We start from the raw sequence: 15,972 nt of genomic DNA, 5'->3' as shown, positions 1-15,972 counted from the left end.
CGAACCGGACGCCCCCGACCGCCCAGGTCGGGGGCGTCCGTGGTCCGGCTCAGTACGCGTAGAAGCCCTGGCCGGTCTTGCGGCCCAGGTCGCCGGCGGTGGCCATGCGCTGGAGCAGCTCCGGCGGGAAGAACTTCTCGTCCGCGGTGTCCGTGTAGATGTTCCGGGTGGCGTTGAGCAGCACGTCCACCCCGGTCAGGTCGACCGTGGCCAGCGGGCCCATGGCGTGCCCGAAGCCCAGCTTGCAGGCGGTGTCCAGGTCCTCGGCGGAGATCACCCCGGCCTCGACCAGCTTGACCGCCTCCATGGCGAGCGCGCAGATCAGCCGGGTGGTGACGAAACCGGCGATGTCCCGGTTGACCACCACCACCGTCTTGCCGATCTCCTCGGCGAACGCCTTCGCGGTGGCCAGCGTGGCGTCGCTGGTCTTGTAGCCGCGGACCAGCTCGCAGAGCTTCATCATCGGCACCGGCGAGAAGAAGTGCGTGCCGACGACCGACTCCGGCCGCTCGGTGGCGGTGGCGATCTGGGTGACCGGGATGGCCGAGGTGTTGGTGGCCAGCACCGCGTCGGACTTGCAGATCTTGTCCAGCGCGCGGAACACCTCGTGCTTGATCTCGATCTTCTCGAAGACCGCCTCGACGACGATGTCCGCGTCGGCCGCCGCCTCCAGCTCGGTGGTCGGGGTGATCCGGCCCAGCGTCGCCTCGACGTCCGCCGTCTCGATCTTGCCCTTCTCGGCGAACTTCGTCAGCGACTTCCGGATGCCGTCCACGCCCCGCCTGGTGGCCGCGTCGTCGATGTCGCGCAGCGTCACCTGCCAGCCCGCCTGCGCCGCCACCTGGGCGATGCCCGAGCCCATCAGCCCGGCACCGACGACCGCGAGTCGACCCGCCATCTGCTTCTCCCTCGCCGTGTTCTGCAACGTCTGGGAGAACCCTACTTAACGAGGGATAAGCCCCGGCCGTCAGATGGCGAGGTCCGGCTCCTCCGGCGCGGTGCCGCGCTCCACCGCCACGCCGAGGGCCCGCAGGTCGGCGACGAAGTCCGGATAGCCGCGGTCGACGTGGTGCACGTGCGACACCTCGGTCACCCCGTCCGCGCGGAGCCCGGCGATGATCAGGCCGGCGCCGGCCCGGATGTCGGTGGCGCGTACCGGGGCGCCGGAGAGCCGCTCGCGGCCACAGACCAGGGCGTGGTGACCGTCGGTCCGGATGTCCGCGCCGAGACGCATCATCTCGTTGGCGAACATGAACCGCCCGTCGAAGATGTTCTCGGTGATCAGCGAAGCGCCCTCGCTCACCGCGGCCAGGCCGATCGCCATCGGCAGCAGGTCGGTGGCGAAGCCCGGGAACGGCAGGGTCACCACGTCGACGGCGGTGGGGCGGTCGTCCATCCGTACCCGGAAGGCACCGGCCCGGGTCTCCACCAGGCCGCCGGCCGAGACCAGCTTGTCCAGCGCGACCTCCAGGAAGGCCGGCTCGACCCCGGTCACCGTCACGTCGCCGCGGGTCATCGCGGCGGCGAACGCCCAGGTCCCGGCGACGATCCGGTCCCCCACCGTGGCGTGCCGCACCGGCGACAGCGCGGGCACCCCGACGATGTGCAGGGTGGACGTGCCGGCACCCTCGATCCGGGCGCCCATCCGGCTCAGCATGGTGCAGATGTCCACGATCTCCGGCTCCCGGGCCGCGTTGTCGATCGTGGTGGTGCCCCGGGCCAGCACCGCCGCCATCACCAGATTTTCCGTGGCGCCCACGCTGGGGAAGTCGAGCACGATGTCGGCGCCGCGCAGGCCGTCCGGGGCCTCGGCGATGACGAACCCGTGCTCACCGGAGATGGTCGCGCCCATCCGGGTCAGGCCGGCGATGTGCATGTCCAGGCCGCGCGAGCCGATGGCGTCCCCACCGGGATGCGCCACCCGCACGTAGCCGCGACGGGCCAGCAGCGGACCGAGCACGCAGATCGACGCGCGCAGCCGACGGACCAGGTCGTAGTCGGCCTCCGCACCGGGCCGCTCCGGCACGTCGATCGCCACCGAGCGGGAGCGCTCCACCCCGCCCCGGGCCACCATCGGGTCGACCGGGTCGTCGGCGGCGAAGCGTACGCCGCAACCCAGCCGCCGGAGCACCTCCCCCATGATCGCGATGTCGGTGATCCGGGGCACGTTGGTGATCACGCTGCGGCCGGGCGCGAGCAGCGCGGCGGCCATCAGTTTCAACGCCGAGTTCTTCGCGCCGACCACGTGCACGGTCCCGGCCAGCCGGGCCTCGCCGTGCAGCCGGATGACGTCGACGTCGTTGACCGCCGGATCACCGGCGTCGCCCGGCCCGACACCGGCCGACCAGCCGGGCTGGCCCGGCCGCGCCGGGATGGTCAGGTCCGGTATCCGTAGGCTGTGCGTCATGGCCGTCCACCTCACGCGCATCTACACCAAGGCCGGCGACGCCGGCATGACCAGGCTGAGCAACAACGAGCAGATCCCGAAGACCGACCCGCGGATCGCCGCGTACGCGGACGTCGACGAGTGCAACGCGGCGATCGGCGTCGCGCTCGCCCTCGGACAGCTCGACGACGAGCTGCGGGCGGTGTTGCAGTCGATCCAGAACGACATGTTCGACGTCGGCGCGGACCTGGCGACCCCGGTCGAGCCGGACCCGAAGTACCCGCCGCTGCGGGTGACCGAGGAGTACGTGGAGCGCCTTGAAGGCTGGTGCGACGAGTACAACGCGCGCCTGAGCAAGCTCGACTCCTTCATCCTCCCCGGCGGCACCGCTGGCGCGGCACTGCTGCACGTGGCACGGACGATCGCCCGGCGCGCCGAGCGTGCGGCGTGGGCCCTGGTCACGCACGACCCGGAGCGGACCAGCACCCTCCCGGCAAAGTATCTCAACCGGCTCTCCGATCTGCTCTTTATCCTGTCAAGAACGGCCAATCCGGACGGGGATGTGCTATGGGTCCCGGGCGGGAAGCGCTGACCGTCGGAGCACTGCACCACGTGGAGGTCTGGGTACCCGACCTAGCGGCAGCCAGGCACAGTTGGGGCTGGCTCCTGGGCGAACTCGGCTGGACGCCGTACCAGGACTGGCCCGCCGGCCGGTCCTGGCGGCTCGGCCCGACGTACCTGGTGCTGGAGCAGTCCCCGGCGCTGCGCGGGCGGGTGCACGACCGGCTCGCCCCGGGCCTCAACCACCTGGCCTTCCACGCCGGCCCGCCCGCCGCCGTGGACCGGCTTGTCGAAACCGCCCCGGCGTACGGCTGGGAACTGCTCTTCCCGGACCGCCACCCGCACGCCGGCGGCCCCCAGACGTACGCCGCCTACCTGAGCGACGGGCAGGGGTACGAGGTGGAACTGGTCGGGTCCGTCGACAGCTGACGGGCCGGAGCGGGCCGGACCGGGCGGGGGATCAGGCGGCGGGCCAGTCCTGGGAGGCCAGACGCGGCGAAGCCGCCCCGGGTGGGGCGGCTTCGAGCCAGGACAGGAAGCCGGTGACCGTGGATCGTGCCATCGCGATCTCGACCGGCGCGTGGTTGCTGGTACAGCGGAGGATCACCCAGTCGGCCGGCATGGAGAGGCGTTCCTGGCCCTCGGGGAGCCGGCGCCGCTCCACGGCGAGCACCTTGCGGGAGAGCACCCGCTTGGGTCGCAGGGCGAAGCTGAACATCCGGTACCAGCGGAGTTCGTCACCGACGAAACGGCCGAAGCCGGGTGACCAGCCTCGGCCGTCGAGCATCGTGGAGACCCGCACGCTGAGCCGGATGATGCCGCCACTGCGGGTGAACAGGGCCCGCCGGATGAAGAGGATCAGAAGCGCCGCGATGACAACCGCGATGCCGATTCCGATCCCTTCCACGATCTCCATCGGCGGATCGGCTCAGCGCGCCGGAGTGGCGGGGGTGGCGCTCTCGGCGAGGACCGTGACGCCCTCACCGGTGACCGACAGGAACCCGCCGGCGACGTCGTACGCGACCTGCTGGCCACCGGCCTGCTTGATGCGGACCTGGCTGGGCTCGGCGAGCTGGCCGAGCAGCGGCGCGTGCCCCGGCAGCACACCCAGCTCGCCCTCGGTCGTCCGGGCGACGACCATCTCGGCCTCGCCGGACCAGACCTTCTCCTCGACGGCTACGAGCTCGACGTGAAGCTGCTGTGCCACGCTGTCTCCTTGCTGCGGCGGCGGATTGCCGAAAGTCTAGTCGTGGCCCGGACGGCCACCCAAGGCGGGTGGCGAGAGCTGCGCCACGCTCAGCCGAGGGCCCCGGCGCGTGCCGGGGCCCGCTGGCGGTCAGACTAGCTGTTCTTCTGCTTGAAGTCGGGGTGCTCCAGCATGAAGGCGTCGACCTGCTCGGTGCGGAGCGCCGTGAAGAAGTCCTCCGCCGCCGGCTGCAGCCGCTCCCCCTTGTACGCCCCGTTGACCTCGATCGGCCCGCCCGGCAACTTGATCGTCTCGATCGAGTTGGCGCGGAGGCTCTTCAGGGCGAGGGCGAAGTCGACCACGCTGTTGCCCCGACCGTTGAAGATCAGGGACTGTCCGGCGGCGCGCAGCACCTTGTCGAGCTTGATCGGGTTGGTCACCACGTCGGCGCTGAACGCCTGGCTCACCATCGCCTTGACGAACTGCTGCTGGTGCCGCTGCCGGCCGTAGTCGGCGTCGGGCACGCCGTTGCGCGGGTAGCGCTGCCGGACGTAGTCCAGCGCCTGCCAGCCGTTGAGGTGGGCGTTGCCCTTCTTGTACTCGGCCTGCGGGCCGAGGTAGCCGCCGCCGCCGCGCTTCAGCTGGCGGGCGGTGCCGTCCGGCCGCAGGTGCTCGGACCGGACGTCCCGCTCGATGTACATGTCGACGCCGCCCATCGCGTCGACGATCTTCTTGAAACCGGTGAAGTTGATGATCGCGCCGGCGTCGAAGCGCTCGATGCCGGTGACCTGCCGCACGGTGTTGGAGAGCAGTTCGAAGCCGCGGGCGGCGTCCGGGTTCTGCCCGGGCACCCGGCTGCCGTACGACATGGCGGCGTTGAGCTTGTCGGTGCCGCCGGCGTAGTGGGCCTTGGGGAAGGCGGGGATCTCCACCCGCAGGTCCCGGGGGAGCGAGAAGAGGTAGCCGCGGTCCATTCCGGCCGGCACGTGCAGGATCATGATCGAGTCGGCGAGCGGCGGGGTTTCCGGCTTCCGCGGGTCGATGCCGACCAGGAGGATGTTCAGCGGGCCCTTGATGTCGCTCTTCTTCTGGGTGGCGCCGGCCGCCTGGTCGCCGAAGAGGTCGGCCTTGCCGACCGCGCCCTCGTAGCGGTGCACCAGTGCGCGGTAGCCCACCAGGGTGCCGCCGCTGAGCACCAGGAAAACGACGCCGAAGATCGTGCACAGCCGCGCCCAGCGCGGGATTTCCCGCCAGACGGACCGCTTGTCGCCGTCGGTGCCAGCCTTAGCCACGAGCATCTCCCATCGTCACGCCCACGACTGGTAGACGGGCGCGTGCAACGCTTTCGTTGCACAAGATCGACGTCCAGTACGTGAACGCGCCGTCACAAAACGGTACCGCGCAGTTCGCCGAACCGCTTGCCGAGGAAGCGGACATCTGCTAATGACGAGGCCAGACGGGCGAAGGCCGCCCCGACATTCGTCGGGACGGCCTCCGGGAGTGTGACGGGGGACTCAGCCCTCCATCAGCTCCTTCGCCTTCTTCTCGAGGTCCTCGAGACCACCGCACATGAAGAACGCCTGCTCGGGGAAGTGGTCGTACTCGCCCTCGCTGATCTTCTTGAACGCCTCGATGGTCTCCTTGATCGGGACCGTCGAGCCCGGCACGCCGGTGAACTGCTCGGCGGCGTAGGTGTTCTGCGAGAGGAAGCGCTCGATCCGGCGGGCCCGGCCCACCGTGACCTTGTCCTCCTCGGAGAGCTCCTCGATGCCGAGGATGGCGATGATGTCCTGCAGGTCCTTGTAGCGCTGCAGGATCCGCTTCACCTCGGTGGCCACCTGGAAGTGCTCCTGGCCGACGAACTCCGGGGCGAGGATCCGGGACGAGGACGCCAGCGGGTCCACGGCCGGGTAGATGCCCTTGTCGGAGATCGACCGCTCCAGGTTGGTGGTCGCGTCCAGGTGGGCGAACGTGGTGGCCGGCGCCGGGTCGGTGTAGTCGTCGGCGGGCACGTAGATCGCCTGCATCGAGGTGATGGCCTGGCCCCGGACGGAGGTGATCCGCTCCTGGAGCTCGCCCATCTCGTCGGCCAGGGTCGGCTGGTAACCCACGGCGCTCGGCATCCGGCCGAGCAGCGTGGAGACCTCGGAACCGGCCTGGGTGAAGCGGAAGATGTTGTCGATGAAGAGCAGCACCTCCTGCTTCTTCACGTCGCGGAAGTACTCCGCCATGGTCAGCGCGGAGAGGGCGACCCGCAGCCGGGTGCCCGGCGGCTCGTCCATCTGGCCGTAGACCAGCGCGGTCTTGTCGATGACGCCGGACTCGGTCATCTCGGCGATCAGGTCGTTGCCCTCACGGGTGCGCTCACCCACGCCGGCGAAGACCGAGGTACCACCGAAGTTCCGGGCCACCCGGGTGATCATCTCCTGGATGAGCACCGTCTTGCCCACGCCGGCGCCGCCGAACAGACCGATCTTGCCGCCCTTGACGTACGGGGCGAGCAGGTCGATCACCTTGATGCCGGTCTCCAGCATCTCGGTCTTCGGCTCCAGGTCCGCGAAGGCCGGGGCCTTGCGGTGGATGCCCCAGTGGTCGTCCGGCGTGAGCGTCTCACCCTCGGTGAGGTTGAGCACCTCGCCGATCGCGTTGAACACGTGGCCCTTGACCGCGTCGCCCACCGGCACGGTGATCGGCGAGCCGGTGTCCCGGACCTCGGCACCGCGGACCAGGCCGTCGGTCGGCTGCATCGAGATGGCGCGGACCATGTTGTCACCCAGGTGCTGGGCGACCTCGAGGGTCAGCGTCTTCTCGCCGCCGGAGAGCGTCACGTCCACGTGCAGGGCGTTGAACAGGGCCGGCATGGCGTCGCGCGGGAACTCGGCGTCGACGACCGGGCCGATGACCCGGACCACGCGACCGGTGGCCGTCTTGGTCTCCGCTGGTCCGCCAGCGGCAGTCGATACAGTCATCACACTTCACTTCCCGACGCGGCGAGCGCGTTCGCGCCGCCGACGATCTCGCTGATCTCCTGGGTGATCCCGGCCTGGCGGGCCGTGTTCATCTCACGCGTGTACTTCTCGATCATCTCTTCGGCGTTGTCGGTGGCGCTCTTCATCGCACGCCGCCGGGCCGCCGACTCGCTGGCCGCCGACTCGAGCAACGCCGCGTAGATCCGCGTGTTGATGTACTTCGGCAGCAGCGCGTCGAGCAGCGCCTCGGCCTCCGGCTCGAACTCGTACGCCGGCAGCAGGCCCTCGGACCGCGGCCGGTCCTCGACCTGCATCGGGCCGATGATCTTCGCGACCGGGGTCTGCGTCATCAGGGACTTGAACTCGGTGTAGACGATGTGCAGCTCGTCGATCCCGAGCACCCCGTCCGCCCCGGCGGTGCCCTCCACGTCGTCCGCGCCGGCCGAGAACGCCTTGATCAGCGTCTCGCCCACCTCGCGGGCGTCGGAGAAGCCCGGCTGCTCGGAGAAGCCCGTCCAGCTCGCCGCGATCTCCCGGTTGCGGAACCGGTAGTACGTCACGCCCTTGCGGCCGATGACGTAGAGCACCGGCTCCTTGCCGTCGGCCTGCAGCCGGGCGATCAGCGACTCGGCGGTCCGGATGGCGTTGGTGCTGTAACCACCGGCCAGGCCACGGTCGGCGGTGACGAGCAGGACGCCCGCCCGCTGCACCCGCTCGCGCGGGGTGAGCAGCGGGTGGTCGATCCGCGCGTTCGACGCCAGCGCCGTGAGCACGCCGGTGATGGCCTCGGCGTACGGAAGCGACGCCTCCACCCGGGCCTGGGCCTTGGCGATGCGGCTCGTCGCGACGAGCTCCATCGCCTTGGTGATCTTCTTCATCGACTTCGCCGAGCGGATCCGTTGACGAAGAACGCGAACCTGCGCGGCCATCGTCAGCTCTCAGCCGGGCGGTCGGTCGAGCCGTCCCGGAAGCGGGTCACCGTCTCGCGGTTCTCCTCGCCCTCGAGCGGCGCGGCCGGGGCCTCGTTGAGCCGGGTCTCGTCCTCCTTGCCCAGGAAGACCTTCTTGAACTCGGTGATGGCCGAGTCCAGCGAGCCGATGATGTCGTCGTCCCACTTGTTGTCGGCGATCCCGGCCAGGACACCCTCGTGCTTGTGCCGCAGGTACTGGAGGAACTCCGACTCGAAGCGCCGGACCTCGCCCACCGGGATGTCGTCCAGCTTGCCCTCGACGCCGGCCCAGACCGAGACGACCTCCTCCTGCACCGGGTACGGCGAGTAGTTCGGCTGCTTGAGCAGCTCGACCAGGCGGGAGCCGCGCTCCAGCTGGGCCCGGGAGGCCTTGTCCAGGTCGGAGGCGAAGGCGGCGAACGCCTCCAGCTCGCGGTACTGGGCCAGGTTGAGCCGCAGCGAGCCGGCGACCTTGCGCATCGGCTTGACCTGCGCGGCGCCACCGACCCGGGACACCGAGGTGCCGACGTTGATGGCCGGCCGGACGCCCTGGTTGAACAGGTCGGTCTCGAGGAAGATCTGCCCGTCGGTGATGGAGATGACGTTGGTCGGGATGAAGGCGGAGATGTCGTTCGCCTTCGTCTCGATGATCGGCAGACCGGTCATCGAGCCGCCGCCCAGCTCGTCGGAGAGCTTGGCGCAGCGCTCCAGCAGCCGGGAGTGCAGGTAGAAGACGTCACCCGGGTAGGCCTCGCGGCCCGGCGGGCGGCGCAGCAGCAGCGACACGGCCCGGTACGCCTCGGCCTGCTTGCTCAGGTCGTCGAAGACGATCAGGACGTGCTTGCCGCCGTACATCCAGTGCTGCCCGATGGACGAGCCGGTGTACGGGGCGATGTACTTGAAGCCGGCCGGGTCGGACGCCGGGGAGGCCACGATGGTGGTGTACTCCATCGCGCCCGCCTCTTCCAGCTGGCCCTTGATCGAGGCGATCGTGGAGGCCTTCTGGCCGATGGCGACGTAGATGCAGCGGACCTGCTTCTTCGGGTCGCCGGAGCGCCAGTTGTCCCGCTGGTTGAGGATGGCGTCCAGGGCGACCGTGGTCTTGCCGGTCTTCCGGTCACCGATGATCAGCTGCCGCTGGCCCCGGCCGATCGGCGTCATGGCGTCGATCGCCTTGATGCCGGTCTGCAGCGGCTCGAAGACCGACTGCCGCGACATCACGTTCGGAGCCTGGAGCTCCAGCTCGCGGTAGCCCTCGTCGGCGATGTCGCCGAGGCCGTCGATCGGCTGGCCGAGCGCGTTGACCACGCGGCCGAGGAACGCGTCGCCGACCGGCACGGAGAGCACCCGGTCGGTGCGCTTGACCCGCTGCCCCTCCTCCAGCTTGGCGGAGTCACCGAGAACGACGACACCGATCTCCCGGACGTCGAGGTTCAGCGCCACGCCGAGCGTGCCGTCCTCGAACTCCAGGAGCTCGTTGGTCTTGGTCGAGGGCAGCCCCTCGACGTGGGCGATGCCGTCACCGGTGTCGGCGACGGTGCCGACCTCCTCGCGGGAGACGTCGGCCGTGTAGGAGGAGACGTAGCGCTCCAGGGCGCCGCGGATCTCCTCCGTCGAGATGGTCAGCTCGGCCATCCTCTGCTTCCTTAAGTATCAGGGGCCCGGGATACCTAGTACCGACCGGTCCGATGGCATCGAATCAGGGCTGCTCAGTCGCTGATCAGCGCTTCGCGAGCGCGTTGCGGGTCTCGTTCAGGCGGCGCAGGACGGTGCCGTCGTACAGGTCGGAACCGACCCGGACACTCACCCCGCCGAGCACGTCGGGGTTCACCGTCTGCTTGACGGAGACCTCTCGACCGTACATCTCCGAGAGGCGGGCACCGAGGCGTCGCTCCTCCGCGTCATCCAGCGGAGCCGCCACGGTCACGTACGCGACCCGGCGGTCCCGCCGCTCGGCGGCCAGCTCGACCAGCCGGGTGAGCGCTCCGGTGAAGGAGCGCCCGCCGAAGCCGGCGAGCGCGACCCCGACGAGGTAACCGGTGATCGGCCGGGCCTTGTCGGCGAGCAGCTGGTCGGCCAGGGTGGCCCGCTGCGCGACCGGCGCCATCTGGTCGGAGAGCACGTTGGACAGCTCCGGGGAGCCGGCGACGACCTGCCCGAAACGGAACAGCTCGTCCTCCACCTCGCCCAGCTCGCCGGCCTTGTCGGCGCTGGCCAGGAGCGCCTCGACGCCCAGCCGCTCGGTGCCGTCGAGCAGTTCCGACGGAGCCGACCAGCGGCCGGAGACCAGCGAGACGAGCAGGTCGAGCGCGTCGGCGCCGATCTTGCCGCGCAGCATCTCGCTGAGCAGGCCGGCCCGATCCGACCCGGATCGGGCCGGGTCGGAGAGCGCCCGGCGCAGCCGCGGCTCGCGCCGCAGCAGGGCGGCGACGGAGAGGATGTCGTCGGCGGTGGTGGACACCGCCGACGGCTCCGCGCCGCGGGCGTACGCGTCGAGGCGGTCCGCCGCGACCTTGTACGACTCCCGGCTGGCGGCCTGCATCAGCGGGCCCCCGCGCTCTCGAGACCGCTCAGGAACCGGTCCACGGTGCCCTTGCGCCGCGCCTCGTCGGCGAGCGACTCGCCGACGATCTTGCTGGCCAGGTCCACCGCGATGGTGCCGACCTCAGTGCGCAGCTCGCGCACGATGGTGGCCCGCTCGGCGGCGAGCTGCTCCTTGCCGGCCGCGATGATCCGGTCGGACTCCTCGCGCGCCTTGGCGAGGATGTCCTGACGGATGCCCTCGGCGTCGGCGCGGGCGTCGTCGCGGATCTTGGCGGCGTCGGTACGCGCCTCCGCGAGCTGCGCCCGGTACTGCTCGAGCAGCTGGTTGGCCTCGGCCTGGGCGGCCTCGGCGCGCTTGATGCCGCCCTCGATCGCGTCGACCCGGGCCTGGAACGTCTGCTCCATGCGCGGGAAGACGAACTTCATCAGCACGTAGCAGAGCACGATGAAGGCGATGCCACCGACCACGATCTCCTGCCAGGCGGGAATGATCGGGTTGTGGGCGGCCTTTTCACCACCCTCAGCGGCGAGGAAGTACATGGGGAAACCTCCCGGTCAGAGGGGGTGGATCAGCCGGCCCAGATGAAGCCGAAGGCGATGCCCAGCAGCGCGAGCGCCTCGATCACGGCGAAGCCGATCCAGACGTACGGAAGGGTCATCCGCGACGACTCCGGCTGGCGGGCCGTCGACTGGATGTAGGCCGAGAACACCAGGCCCACGCCGATGCCCGGGCCGATGGCGGCCAGGCCGTAACCGATGGCAGCGGTGCTGCCCGTTACCTCGGCAAGGATGCTCATTGCGGTTCCTCCTGGTTATCACGCGTGACGGTCACGCGGGACGACAACGGTTGGTGCGAAAGAGTGGATCAGTGCTCTTCGGCGAGCGCGCCCTGCACGTAGCTGGCGGTCAGCACCGTGAAGACGTACGCCTGCAGACAGATCACCAGGAACTCGAGGAAGGTCAGCGCGATCGTCATCACCCAGGACAGCACCGAGACCGGGGCCAGCCAGGCGTTGGCGCTGAGCATGGCGAACCCGCCGAGCGTGAAGACCAGCAGGAGCATGTGGCCGGCGAACATGTTCGCGAAGAGACGGACGGCCAGCGAGAACGGCCGGACCAGGAACGTCGAGAAGAACTCGATCGGGATCAGCAGCGGCAGGATGTACCAGGGCGCCGGCGGGACCAGAGAGTTCTTGAAGTACTTCACGAAGCCGTGGTGCCGGATGCCGATCCAGTTGAACAGCACGTAGCTGATCACGGCGAGGAAGGCCGGAAAGGCGATGTGCGAGTTCGGCGAGATCTGGAAGAACGGGATGATCGCGAACGCGTTCGTCAGCAGGACGAAGCAGAAGAGTGTGGTGAAGTACGGCGCGAACCGCACCCCCGCGTGCCCGATCATGTCCACCGCGATGTTGTTCCGCACGAAGCCGTAGATCGACTCGGCGAACCACTGCTTCTTGGTCGGGACGAGCTTCGGGTTCCGGTAGCTGGCCAGGAAGAAGATGATCAGGACGCCGACGGCGAGCCAGACCATGGCCGTGATCTTGGTGAACCAGTAGTTGTCGTGCGCACCCCAGGGCAGGATGCTGGGCAGGTAGAAGTCCTCCACACTGGGTGGGAATTCCGCCTGGCCCGCTGCCAGGACGTTCGCCTGTCCGAACACCGCGTCCCTTCCTAAGTAGGCGTGCCCAGTCGGCGGACGACCAGGATGATCCCCCCGGCCATGCCGAGCACGACCCCGATGCCGGTGGCGATGCCGCCGGTATCGAGCCAACGGTCGACCAGCCAGCCGATGAAACCCCAGACGAGCATGCCCCCGATGAGATACGAGAGCGCGGTCCAACCCTGACCGGCACCGGACGGAACGTCGCCCGAGCCGCCAGTGTTGGGGGGTTTCTGGTCACCGGCCATGACGGGGCGAACGATATCAGTCGAGGAGACGAGGCTGTGCCTCACCCCCCGCACAACCTGGTTGTGTGGGACACGGGCGGGCGAAGTCGTCTCGAGGCACGCTACTCCTCTCCCGCCACTGAGAGAATGACCGATCGCAGACAGCACGGCGTGCCGTCCGGAAGGTGGGACAGCGCCCCCGGTCGACCCCCGCGGGCGTCCGCTCGCCGTGGTCAGCGTGGGGCCCCTGCGGGGGTGCACCGTGGTCAGCGCGGGACCCTGCGGGCGTGCACCGTGGCCAGCCACCAGATGTGCACCCCGGTCCAGACCACCACACCCGTGGCGATGCCCAGGGCGAACGGGACCAGCCCCGGCCAGCCGGTCGAGGCGACCAGCACCATCAACCCGCCGAGCAGCGTCATCTTGGCGATGTAGACGCCCAGCCCGAACGGCAGCACGAGCTGCGGGTCCCGGGCGTCCGCCCAGGCCAGCACGACCGTGGTGAGGGTGTAGCTGACCGCGGTGACGGCCACCCCGGCCGCCGCGCCGAGCGCGCCGTCCGCGCCGCGGGCCAGCCCGCCGGCCACCGCCGCCACCGCGGCCATCAGCGCCGAGGCGAGCAGCAGCACCGGCAGGTGGCGCAGCCGCCAGCCACGGTCCGCCTCCGCCGCCTCCGCCGCACGCGTCCCCGGCTCAGCCACGGGGGTACGCCGGGAAGGCGGTGACCAGCTCGGTCACGTCGGCGGCGACCCGGGTCAGCTCGTCGGCGCCGCCGGGGGATTCCGGATCGGTCCGGACCGCCCGGGCGATCAGCGCGGCGATCCGGCGCATCTCCCCCTCCCGCATGCCCTGGGTGGTGACGCTCGGGGTGCCCACCCGGAGGCCGGAGGCGACCATCGGCGGCTGCGGGTCGTACGGGATGGCGTTCTTGTTGAGGGTGATCCCGGCGGCGTCGCAGCGCGCCTCGGCGGCCGCGCCGGTCACGCCCAGCTCGCGCAGGTCGATCAGGGCCAGGTGGGTGTCGGTGCCGCCGGAGACCGGCCGCATGCCCTCCTCGGCCAGCCCGTCGGCCAGCGCCTGCGCGTTGCTGACCACCTGGCCGGCGTACGTCCGGAACTCGGGCTGGGCGGCCTCGCGCAGGGCGACCGCCTTGGCCGCCACGGCGTGCATCAGCGGGCCGCCCTGGCTGAACGGGAAGACCGCCTTGTCGATCCGGGACGCCAGCGACTCCCGGCAGAGGATCATGCCGCCGCGCGGGCCGCGCAGCACCTTGTGGGTGGTGCAGGTGACCACGTCGGCGTACGGCACCGGGGAGGGCACGGCGCGGCCGGCGACCAGCCCGATGAAGTGCGCCGCGTCCACCATCAGGTACGCGTCGACCTCGTCGGCGATCTCCCGGAACCGGGCGAAGTCGATCAGCCGCGGGTACGCCGTCGCACCACAAATGATCATCTTCGGCCGGTGCGCCCGGGCCAGGTCCCGGACCTCGTCGTAGTCGATCAGCTCGGTGTCCCGGCGGACCGTGTAGCCGACCGGGTGGAACCACTTGCCGGAGAAGTTCACCCGGCTGCCGTGGGTGAGGTGACCGCCGTGCGGCAGGTCCATCGCCAGCACGGTGTCGCCCGGCTGCACCAGGGCCGCGTACGCGGCCAGGTTGGCGCTGGCCCCGGAGTGCGGCTGGAGATTGGCGTGCTCGGCGCCGAAGAGCTCCGTCGCCCGGGCGATACCGATCTCCTCGGCCCGGTCCACCTCGGCGCAGCCGCCGTAGTAGCGCCGGCCCGGGTAGCCCTCGGCGTACTTGTTGGTCAGGGTGGAGCCCAGCGCGGCCAGCACCGCCGGCGAGGTGAGGTTCTCGCTGGCGATCAGTTGCAGGCCGCCGCGCAACCGCGCCAACTCCCCCAGCACCACCCCGGCGATCTCCGGATCCACGGTGCTGAGCTGCTGGAAGTCCGGCCCCCAGAAGGTTTCCCTCGCGTTCTCCACAACGAGGGAGTCTACGGAGCCGCACACTGGAGGCCGTGAGATGCCTGGTCACCGGAGCCACCGGTTATATCGGCGGGCGGCTCGCGCCCCGACTGCTCGCCGAGGGGCACACCGTACGCTGCCTGGCCCGCAAGGCGGGACGGCTGCGGGACGTGCCATGGGTGGGGCAGGCCGAGATCGCCGAGGGCGACCTGCGGAAGCCGGCGACGCTGCCGGCCGCCTTCGCCGACGTGGACGTGGCGTACTACCTGGTGCACTCGCTCGGCCAGGCCGGTTTCGAGGCGGCCGACCGGGAGGCGGCGACCAACTTCGCGGCGGCCGCCCGCGCCGCGGGCGTACGCCGGATCGTCTACCTGGGCGGACCGGAGCCGGCGGCGGACCGCGAGGTGTCGTCGCCGCACCTGCGCTCGCGCGCCGAGGTCGGCCGGATCCTGCTCGGCAGCGGGGTGCCGACCGCGGTGCTCCGGGCCGCGGTGATCATCGGGTCCGGCTCCGCCTCGTTCGAGATGCTGCGCTACCTGACCGAGCGGCTGCCGGCGATGGTCACCCCGCGCTGGGTGCGCAACCGGATCCAGCCGATCGCGGTCCGCGACGTGCTGCGCTACCTGGTCGCCTGCGCGGACCTGCCGCCCGAGGTGAACCGGGGCTTCGACATCGGCGGGCCGGACGTGCTCACCTTCCACGACATGATGCAGCGGTACGCGCGGGTGGCCGGCCTCCCCCGGCGGATGATCCTGCCGGTGCGGGCGCTGACCCCGTCGCTCTCCTCGCTCTGGGTCGGGCTGGTCACCCCGGTGCCCAACGCGATCGCCCGGCCGCTGGTGGAGAGCCTGGTCCACGAGGCGATCGCCCACGAACACGACATCGCCCGGTACGTGCCGGACCCGCCCGGCGGGCTGACCGACTTCGACGAGGCCGTCGCCCTGGCGCTGGCCAAGGTGCGCGACGCCGAGGTGGAGACCCGCTGGTCGACGGCGAGCGGGCCGGACGCCCCGGCCGAGCCGCTGCCCAGCGACCCCGCGTGGTCCGGCGGCAGCGCGTACACCGACCTGCGGGAGCGCACGGTGGCGGCACCGGCCGCGGCGCTCTGGCGGGTCATCGAGGGCGTCGGCGGCGAGCACGGCTGGTACTCGTTCCCGCTGGCCTGGTCGGTGCGGGGCTGGCTGGACCGGCTGGTCGGCGGGGTGGGGCTGCGCCGGGGCCGGCGTGACCCGCACCGCCTCCAGGTCGGCGAGGCGCTGGACTTCTGGCGGGTGGAGGAGATCGTCCCCGGTGAGCTGCTGCGGCTGCGCGCCGAGATGCGGCTGCCCGGCCGGGCCTGGCTGGAGATGCGGGCCGAGCCGGCCGGCGACGGCAGCAGCCGCTACATCCAGCGCGCCGTCTTCCTCCCGCACGGCCTGGCCGGCCACCTCTACTGGAAGTCGGTCGCCCCGTTCCACGCGGTCGTCTTCGGCGGCATGGCCCGCAACATCGCCCAGGGCGCCACCCACCCCGCCCGCTGACC

18 protein-coding genes are annotated in these 15,972 nt (G+C 70.7%); 3 read left to right on the top strand and 15 right to left on the bottom strand.

The annotated features are described in order from the left end of the window. Positions 1-49: 49 nt before the first annotated feature. Positions 50-898 (bottom strand): 3-hydroxyacyl-CoA dehydrogenase family protein, encoded by an 849-nt coding sequence (locus ACIBPB_RS22095; protein WP_396841391.1) that lies wholly within the window; start codon positions 896-898, stop codon positions 50-52. A gap of 69 nt (positions 899-967) precedes the next feature. After that, entirely contained in the window at positions 968-2,407 is a 1,440-nt protein-coding gene (gene murA, locus ACIBPB_RS22090) for a UDP-N-acetylglucosamine 1-carboxyvinyltransferase (RefSeq protein ID WP_396841390.1), read from the bottom strand. On the opposite strand from murA, the gene ACIBPB_RS22085 reads away from it, so the two are divergent. Both ACIBPB_RS22085 and ACIBPB_RS22080 read left to right on the top strand, forming a co-directional pair. After that, the gene (locus ACIBPB_RS22085; RefSeq protein ID WP_396841389.1) at positions 2,406-2,978 is read left to right on the top strand and encodes a cob(I)yrinic acid a,c-diamide adenosyltransferase; all 573 of its coding nucleotides are present in this window, start codon (positions 2,406-2,408) and stop codon (positions 2,976-2,978) included. The two genes, murA and ACIBPB_RS22085, sit on opposite strands and share 2 nt — an antisense overlap. Next, positions 2,954-3,376: a VOC family protein gene (locus ACIBPB_RS22080; protein WP_396841388.1), complete on the top strand. Its 423-nt coding sequence runs from the start codon at positions 2,954-2,956 to the stop codon at positions 3,374-3,376. The genes ACIBPB_RS22085 and ACIBPB_RS22080 overlap by 25 nt, the downstream gene beginning before the upstream one ends. A gap of 31 nt (positions 3,377-3,407) precedes the next feature. Here ACIBPB_RS22080 and ACIBPB_RS22075 read toward each other — a convergent pair whose 3' ends face one another. The 13 genes from ACIBPB_RS22075 to glyA form a co-directional block, all read right to left on the bottom strand. Next, positions 3,408-3,863, bottom strand: coding sequence for a DUF2550 domain-containing protein (locus ACIBPB_RS22075; protein WP_357328418.1), 456 nt, complete (start codon positions 3,861-3,863; stop codon positions 3,408-3,410). 12 nt (positions 3,864-3,875) lie between these two features. Continuing rightward, positions 3,876-4,154 (bottom strand): F0F1 ATP synthase subunit epsilon, encoded by a 279-nt coding sequence (locus tag ACIBPB_RS22070; protein ID WP_089012816.1) that lies wholly within the window; start codon positions 4,152-4,154, stop codon positions 3,876-3,878. 134 nt (positions 4,155-4,288) lie between these two features. Then, positions 4,289-5,431 (bottom strand): LCP family protein, encoded by a 1,143-nt coding sequence (locus ACIBPB_RS22065; protein WP_396841387.1) that lies wholly within the window; start codon positions 5,429-5,431, stop codon positions 4,289-4,291. Between the two features lie 216 nt (positions 5,432-5,647). Further along, complete coding sequence (gene atpD / locus ACIBPB_RS22060; protein ID WP_396841386.1) at positions 5,648-7,102, bottom strand: F0F1 ATP synthase subunit beta; 1,455 nt, start codon at positions 7,100-7,102, stop codon at positions 5,648-5,650. Continuing rightward, positions 7,102-8,031 carry a F0F1 ATP synthase subunit gamma gene (locus tag ACIBPB_RS22055; protein WP_396841385.1) on the bottom strand — a complete coding sequence of 310 codons (930 nt, stop codon included), beginning with the start codon at positions 8,029-8,031 and terminating at the stop codon, positions 7,102-7,104. Before ACIBPB_RS22055 ends, atpD begins: the two co-directional genes overlap by 1 nt. A 2-nt stretch (positions 8,032-8,033) precedes the next feature. Further along, positions 8,034-9,686: a F0F1 ATP synthase subunit alpha gene (gene atpA / locus ACIBPB_RS22050; RefSeq protein WP_357328405.1), complete on the bottom strand. Its 1,653-nt coding sequence runs from the start codon at positions 9,684-9,686 to the stop codon at positions 8,034-8,036. A gap of 85 nt (positions 9,687-9,771) precedes the next feature. Beyond that, complete coding sequence (locus ACIBPB_RS22045) at positions 9,772-10,593, bottom strand: F0F1 ATP synthase subunit delta (protein WP_396841384.1); 822 nt, start codon at positions 10,591-10,593, stop codon at positions 9,772-9,774. Beyond that, complete coding sequence (locus ACIBPB_RS22040; protein ID WP_357328400.1) at positions 10,593-11,135, bottom strand: F0F1 ATP synthase subunit B; 543 nt, start codon at positions 11,133-11,135, stop codon at positions 10,593-10,595. Before ACIBPB_RS22040 ends, ACIBPB_RS22045 begins: the two co-directional genes overlap by 1 nt. A gap of 29 nt (positions 11,136-11,164) precedes the next feature. Beyond that, positions 11,165-11,392 (bottom strand): F0F1 ATP synthase subunit C, encoded by a 228-nt coding sequence (locus ACIBPB_RS22035; protein ID WP_091318740.1) that lies wholly within the window; start codon positions 11,390-11,392, stop codon positions 11,165-11,167. Between the two features lie 68 nt (positions 11,393-11,460). Beyond that, positions 11,461-12,258, bottom strand: a complete 798-nt coding sequence (atpB, locus tag ACIBPB_RS22030) for a F0F1 ATP synthase subunit A (RefSeq protein WP_357328396.1) — start codon at positions 12,256-12,258, stop codon at positions 11,461-11,463. Positions 12,259-12,269: 11 nt separating this feature from the next. Further along, the gene (locus tag ACIBPB_RS22025) at positions 12,270-12,506 is read right to left on the bottom strand and encodes an AtpZ/AtpI family protein (RefSeq protein ID WP_013288260.1); all 237 of its coding nucleotides are present in this window, start codon (positions 12,504-12,506) and stop codon (positions 12,270-12,272) included. 245 nt (positions 12,507-12,751) lie between these two features. Beyond that, the gene (locus ACIBPB_RS22020; RefSeq protein WP_396841383.1) at positions 12,752-13,186 is read right to left on the bottom strand and encodes a hypothetical protein; all 435 of its coding nucleotides are present in this window, start codon (positions 13,184-13,186) and stop codon (positions 12,752-12,754) included. Next, positions 13,179-14,468 (bottom strand): serine hydroxymethyltransferase, encoded by a 1,290-nt coding sequence (glyA, locus tag ACIBPB_RS22015; protein ID WP_396841382.1) that lies wholly within the window; start codon positions 14,466-14,468, stop codon positions 13,179-13,181. The genes ACIBPB_RS22020 and glyA overlap by 8 nt, the downstream gene beginning before the upstream one ends. Positions 14,469-14,503: 35 nt before the next feature. Between glyA and ACIBPB_RS22010 the strand changes: the two genes are divergently transcribed. After that, positions 14,504-15,970, top strand: coding sequence for an SDR family oxidoreductase (locus ACIBPB_RS22010; protein WP_396841381.1), 1,467 nt, complete (start codon positions 14,504-14,506; stop codon positions 15,968-15,970). Positions 15,971-15,972 lie beyond the last annotated feature (2 nt).

Source organism: Micromonospora sp. NPDC049836 (assembly GCF_044465125.1).
Lineage (GTDB): Bacteria > Actinomycetota > Actinomycetes > Mycobacteriales > Micromonosporaceae > Micromonospora.
The sequence above is the reverse complement of the archived record's forward strand: the minus strand, read 5'-3'. Positions and strand labels throughout refer to the sequence as shown.

Bases quoted from the DNA above. Each gene is read 5' to 3' on its own strand.
- ACIBPB_RS22095 (WP_396841391.1), bottom strand. From the start codon at position 898: ATGGCGGGTCGACTCGCGGTCGTCGGTGCCGGGCTGATGGGCTCGGGC.
- ACIBPB_RS22085 (WP_396841389.1), top strand. From the start codon at position 2,406: ATGGCCGTCCACCTCACGCGCATCTACACCAAGGCCGGCGACGCCGGC.
- ACIBPB_RS22065 (WP_396841387.1), bottom strand. From the start codon at position 5,431: ATGCTCGTGGCTAAGGCTGGCACCGACGGCGACAAGCGGTCCGTCTGG.
- murA (WP_396841390.1), bottom strand. From the start codon at position 2,407: ATGACGCACAGCCTACGGATACCGGACCTGACCATCCCGGCGCGGCCG.
- ACIBPB_RS22040 (WP_357328400.1), bottom strand. From the start codon at position 11,135: ATGTACTTCCTCGCCGCTGAGGGTGGTGAAAAGGCCGCCCACAACCCG.
- atpA (WP_357328405.1), bottom strand. From the start codon at position 9,686: ATGGCCGAGCTGACCATCTCGACGGAGGAGATCCGCGGCGCCCTGGAG.
- ACIBPB_RS22025 (WP_013288260.1), bottom strand. From the start codon at position 12,506: ATGGCCGGTGACCAGAAACCCCCCAACACTGGCGGCTCGGGCGACGTT.
- ACIBPB_RS22080 (WP_396841388.1), top strand. From the start codon at position 2,954: ATGGGTCCCGGGCGGGAAGCGCTGACCGTCGGAGCACTGCACCACGTG.
- ACIBPB_RS22035 (WP_091318740.1), bottom strand. From the start codon at position 11,392: ATGAGCATCCTTGCCGAGGTAACGGGCAGCACCGCTGCCATCGGTTAC.
- ACIBPB_RS22075 (WP_357328418.1), bottom strand. From the start codon at position 3,863: ATGGAGATCGTGGAAGGGATCGGAATCGGCATCGCGGTTGTCATCGCG.
- ACIBPB_RS22055 (WP_396841385.1), bottom strand. From the start codon at position 8,031: ATGGCCGCGCAGGTTCGCGTTCTTCGTCAACGGATCCGCTCGGCGAAG.
- ACIBPB_RS22045 (WP_396841384.1), bottom strand. From the start codon at position 10,593: ATGCAGGCCGCCAGCCGGGAGTCGTACAAGGTCGCGGCGGACCGCCTC.
- atpD (WP_396841386.1), bottom strand. From the start codon at position 7,102: ATGACTGTATCGACTGCCGCTGGCGGACCAGCGGAGACCAAGACGGCC.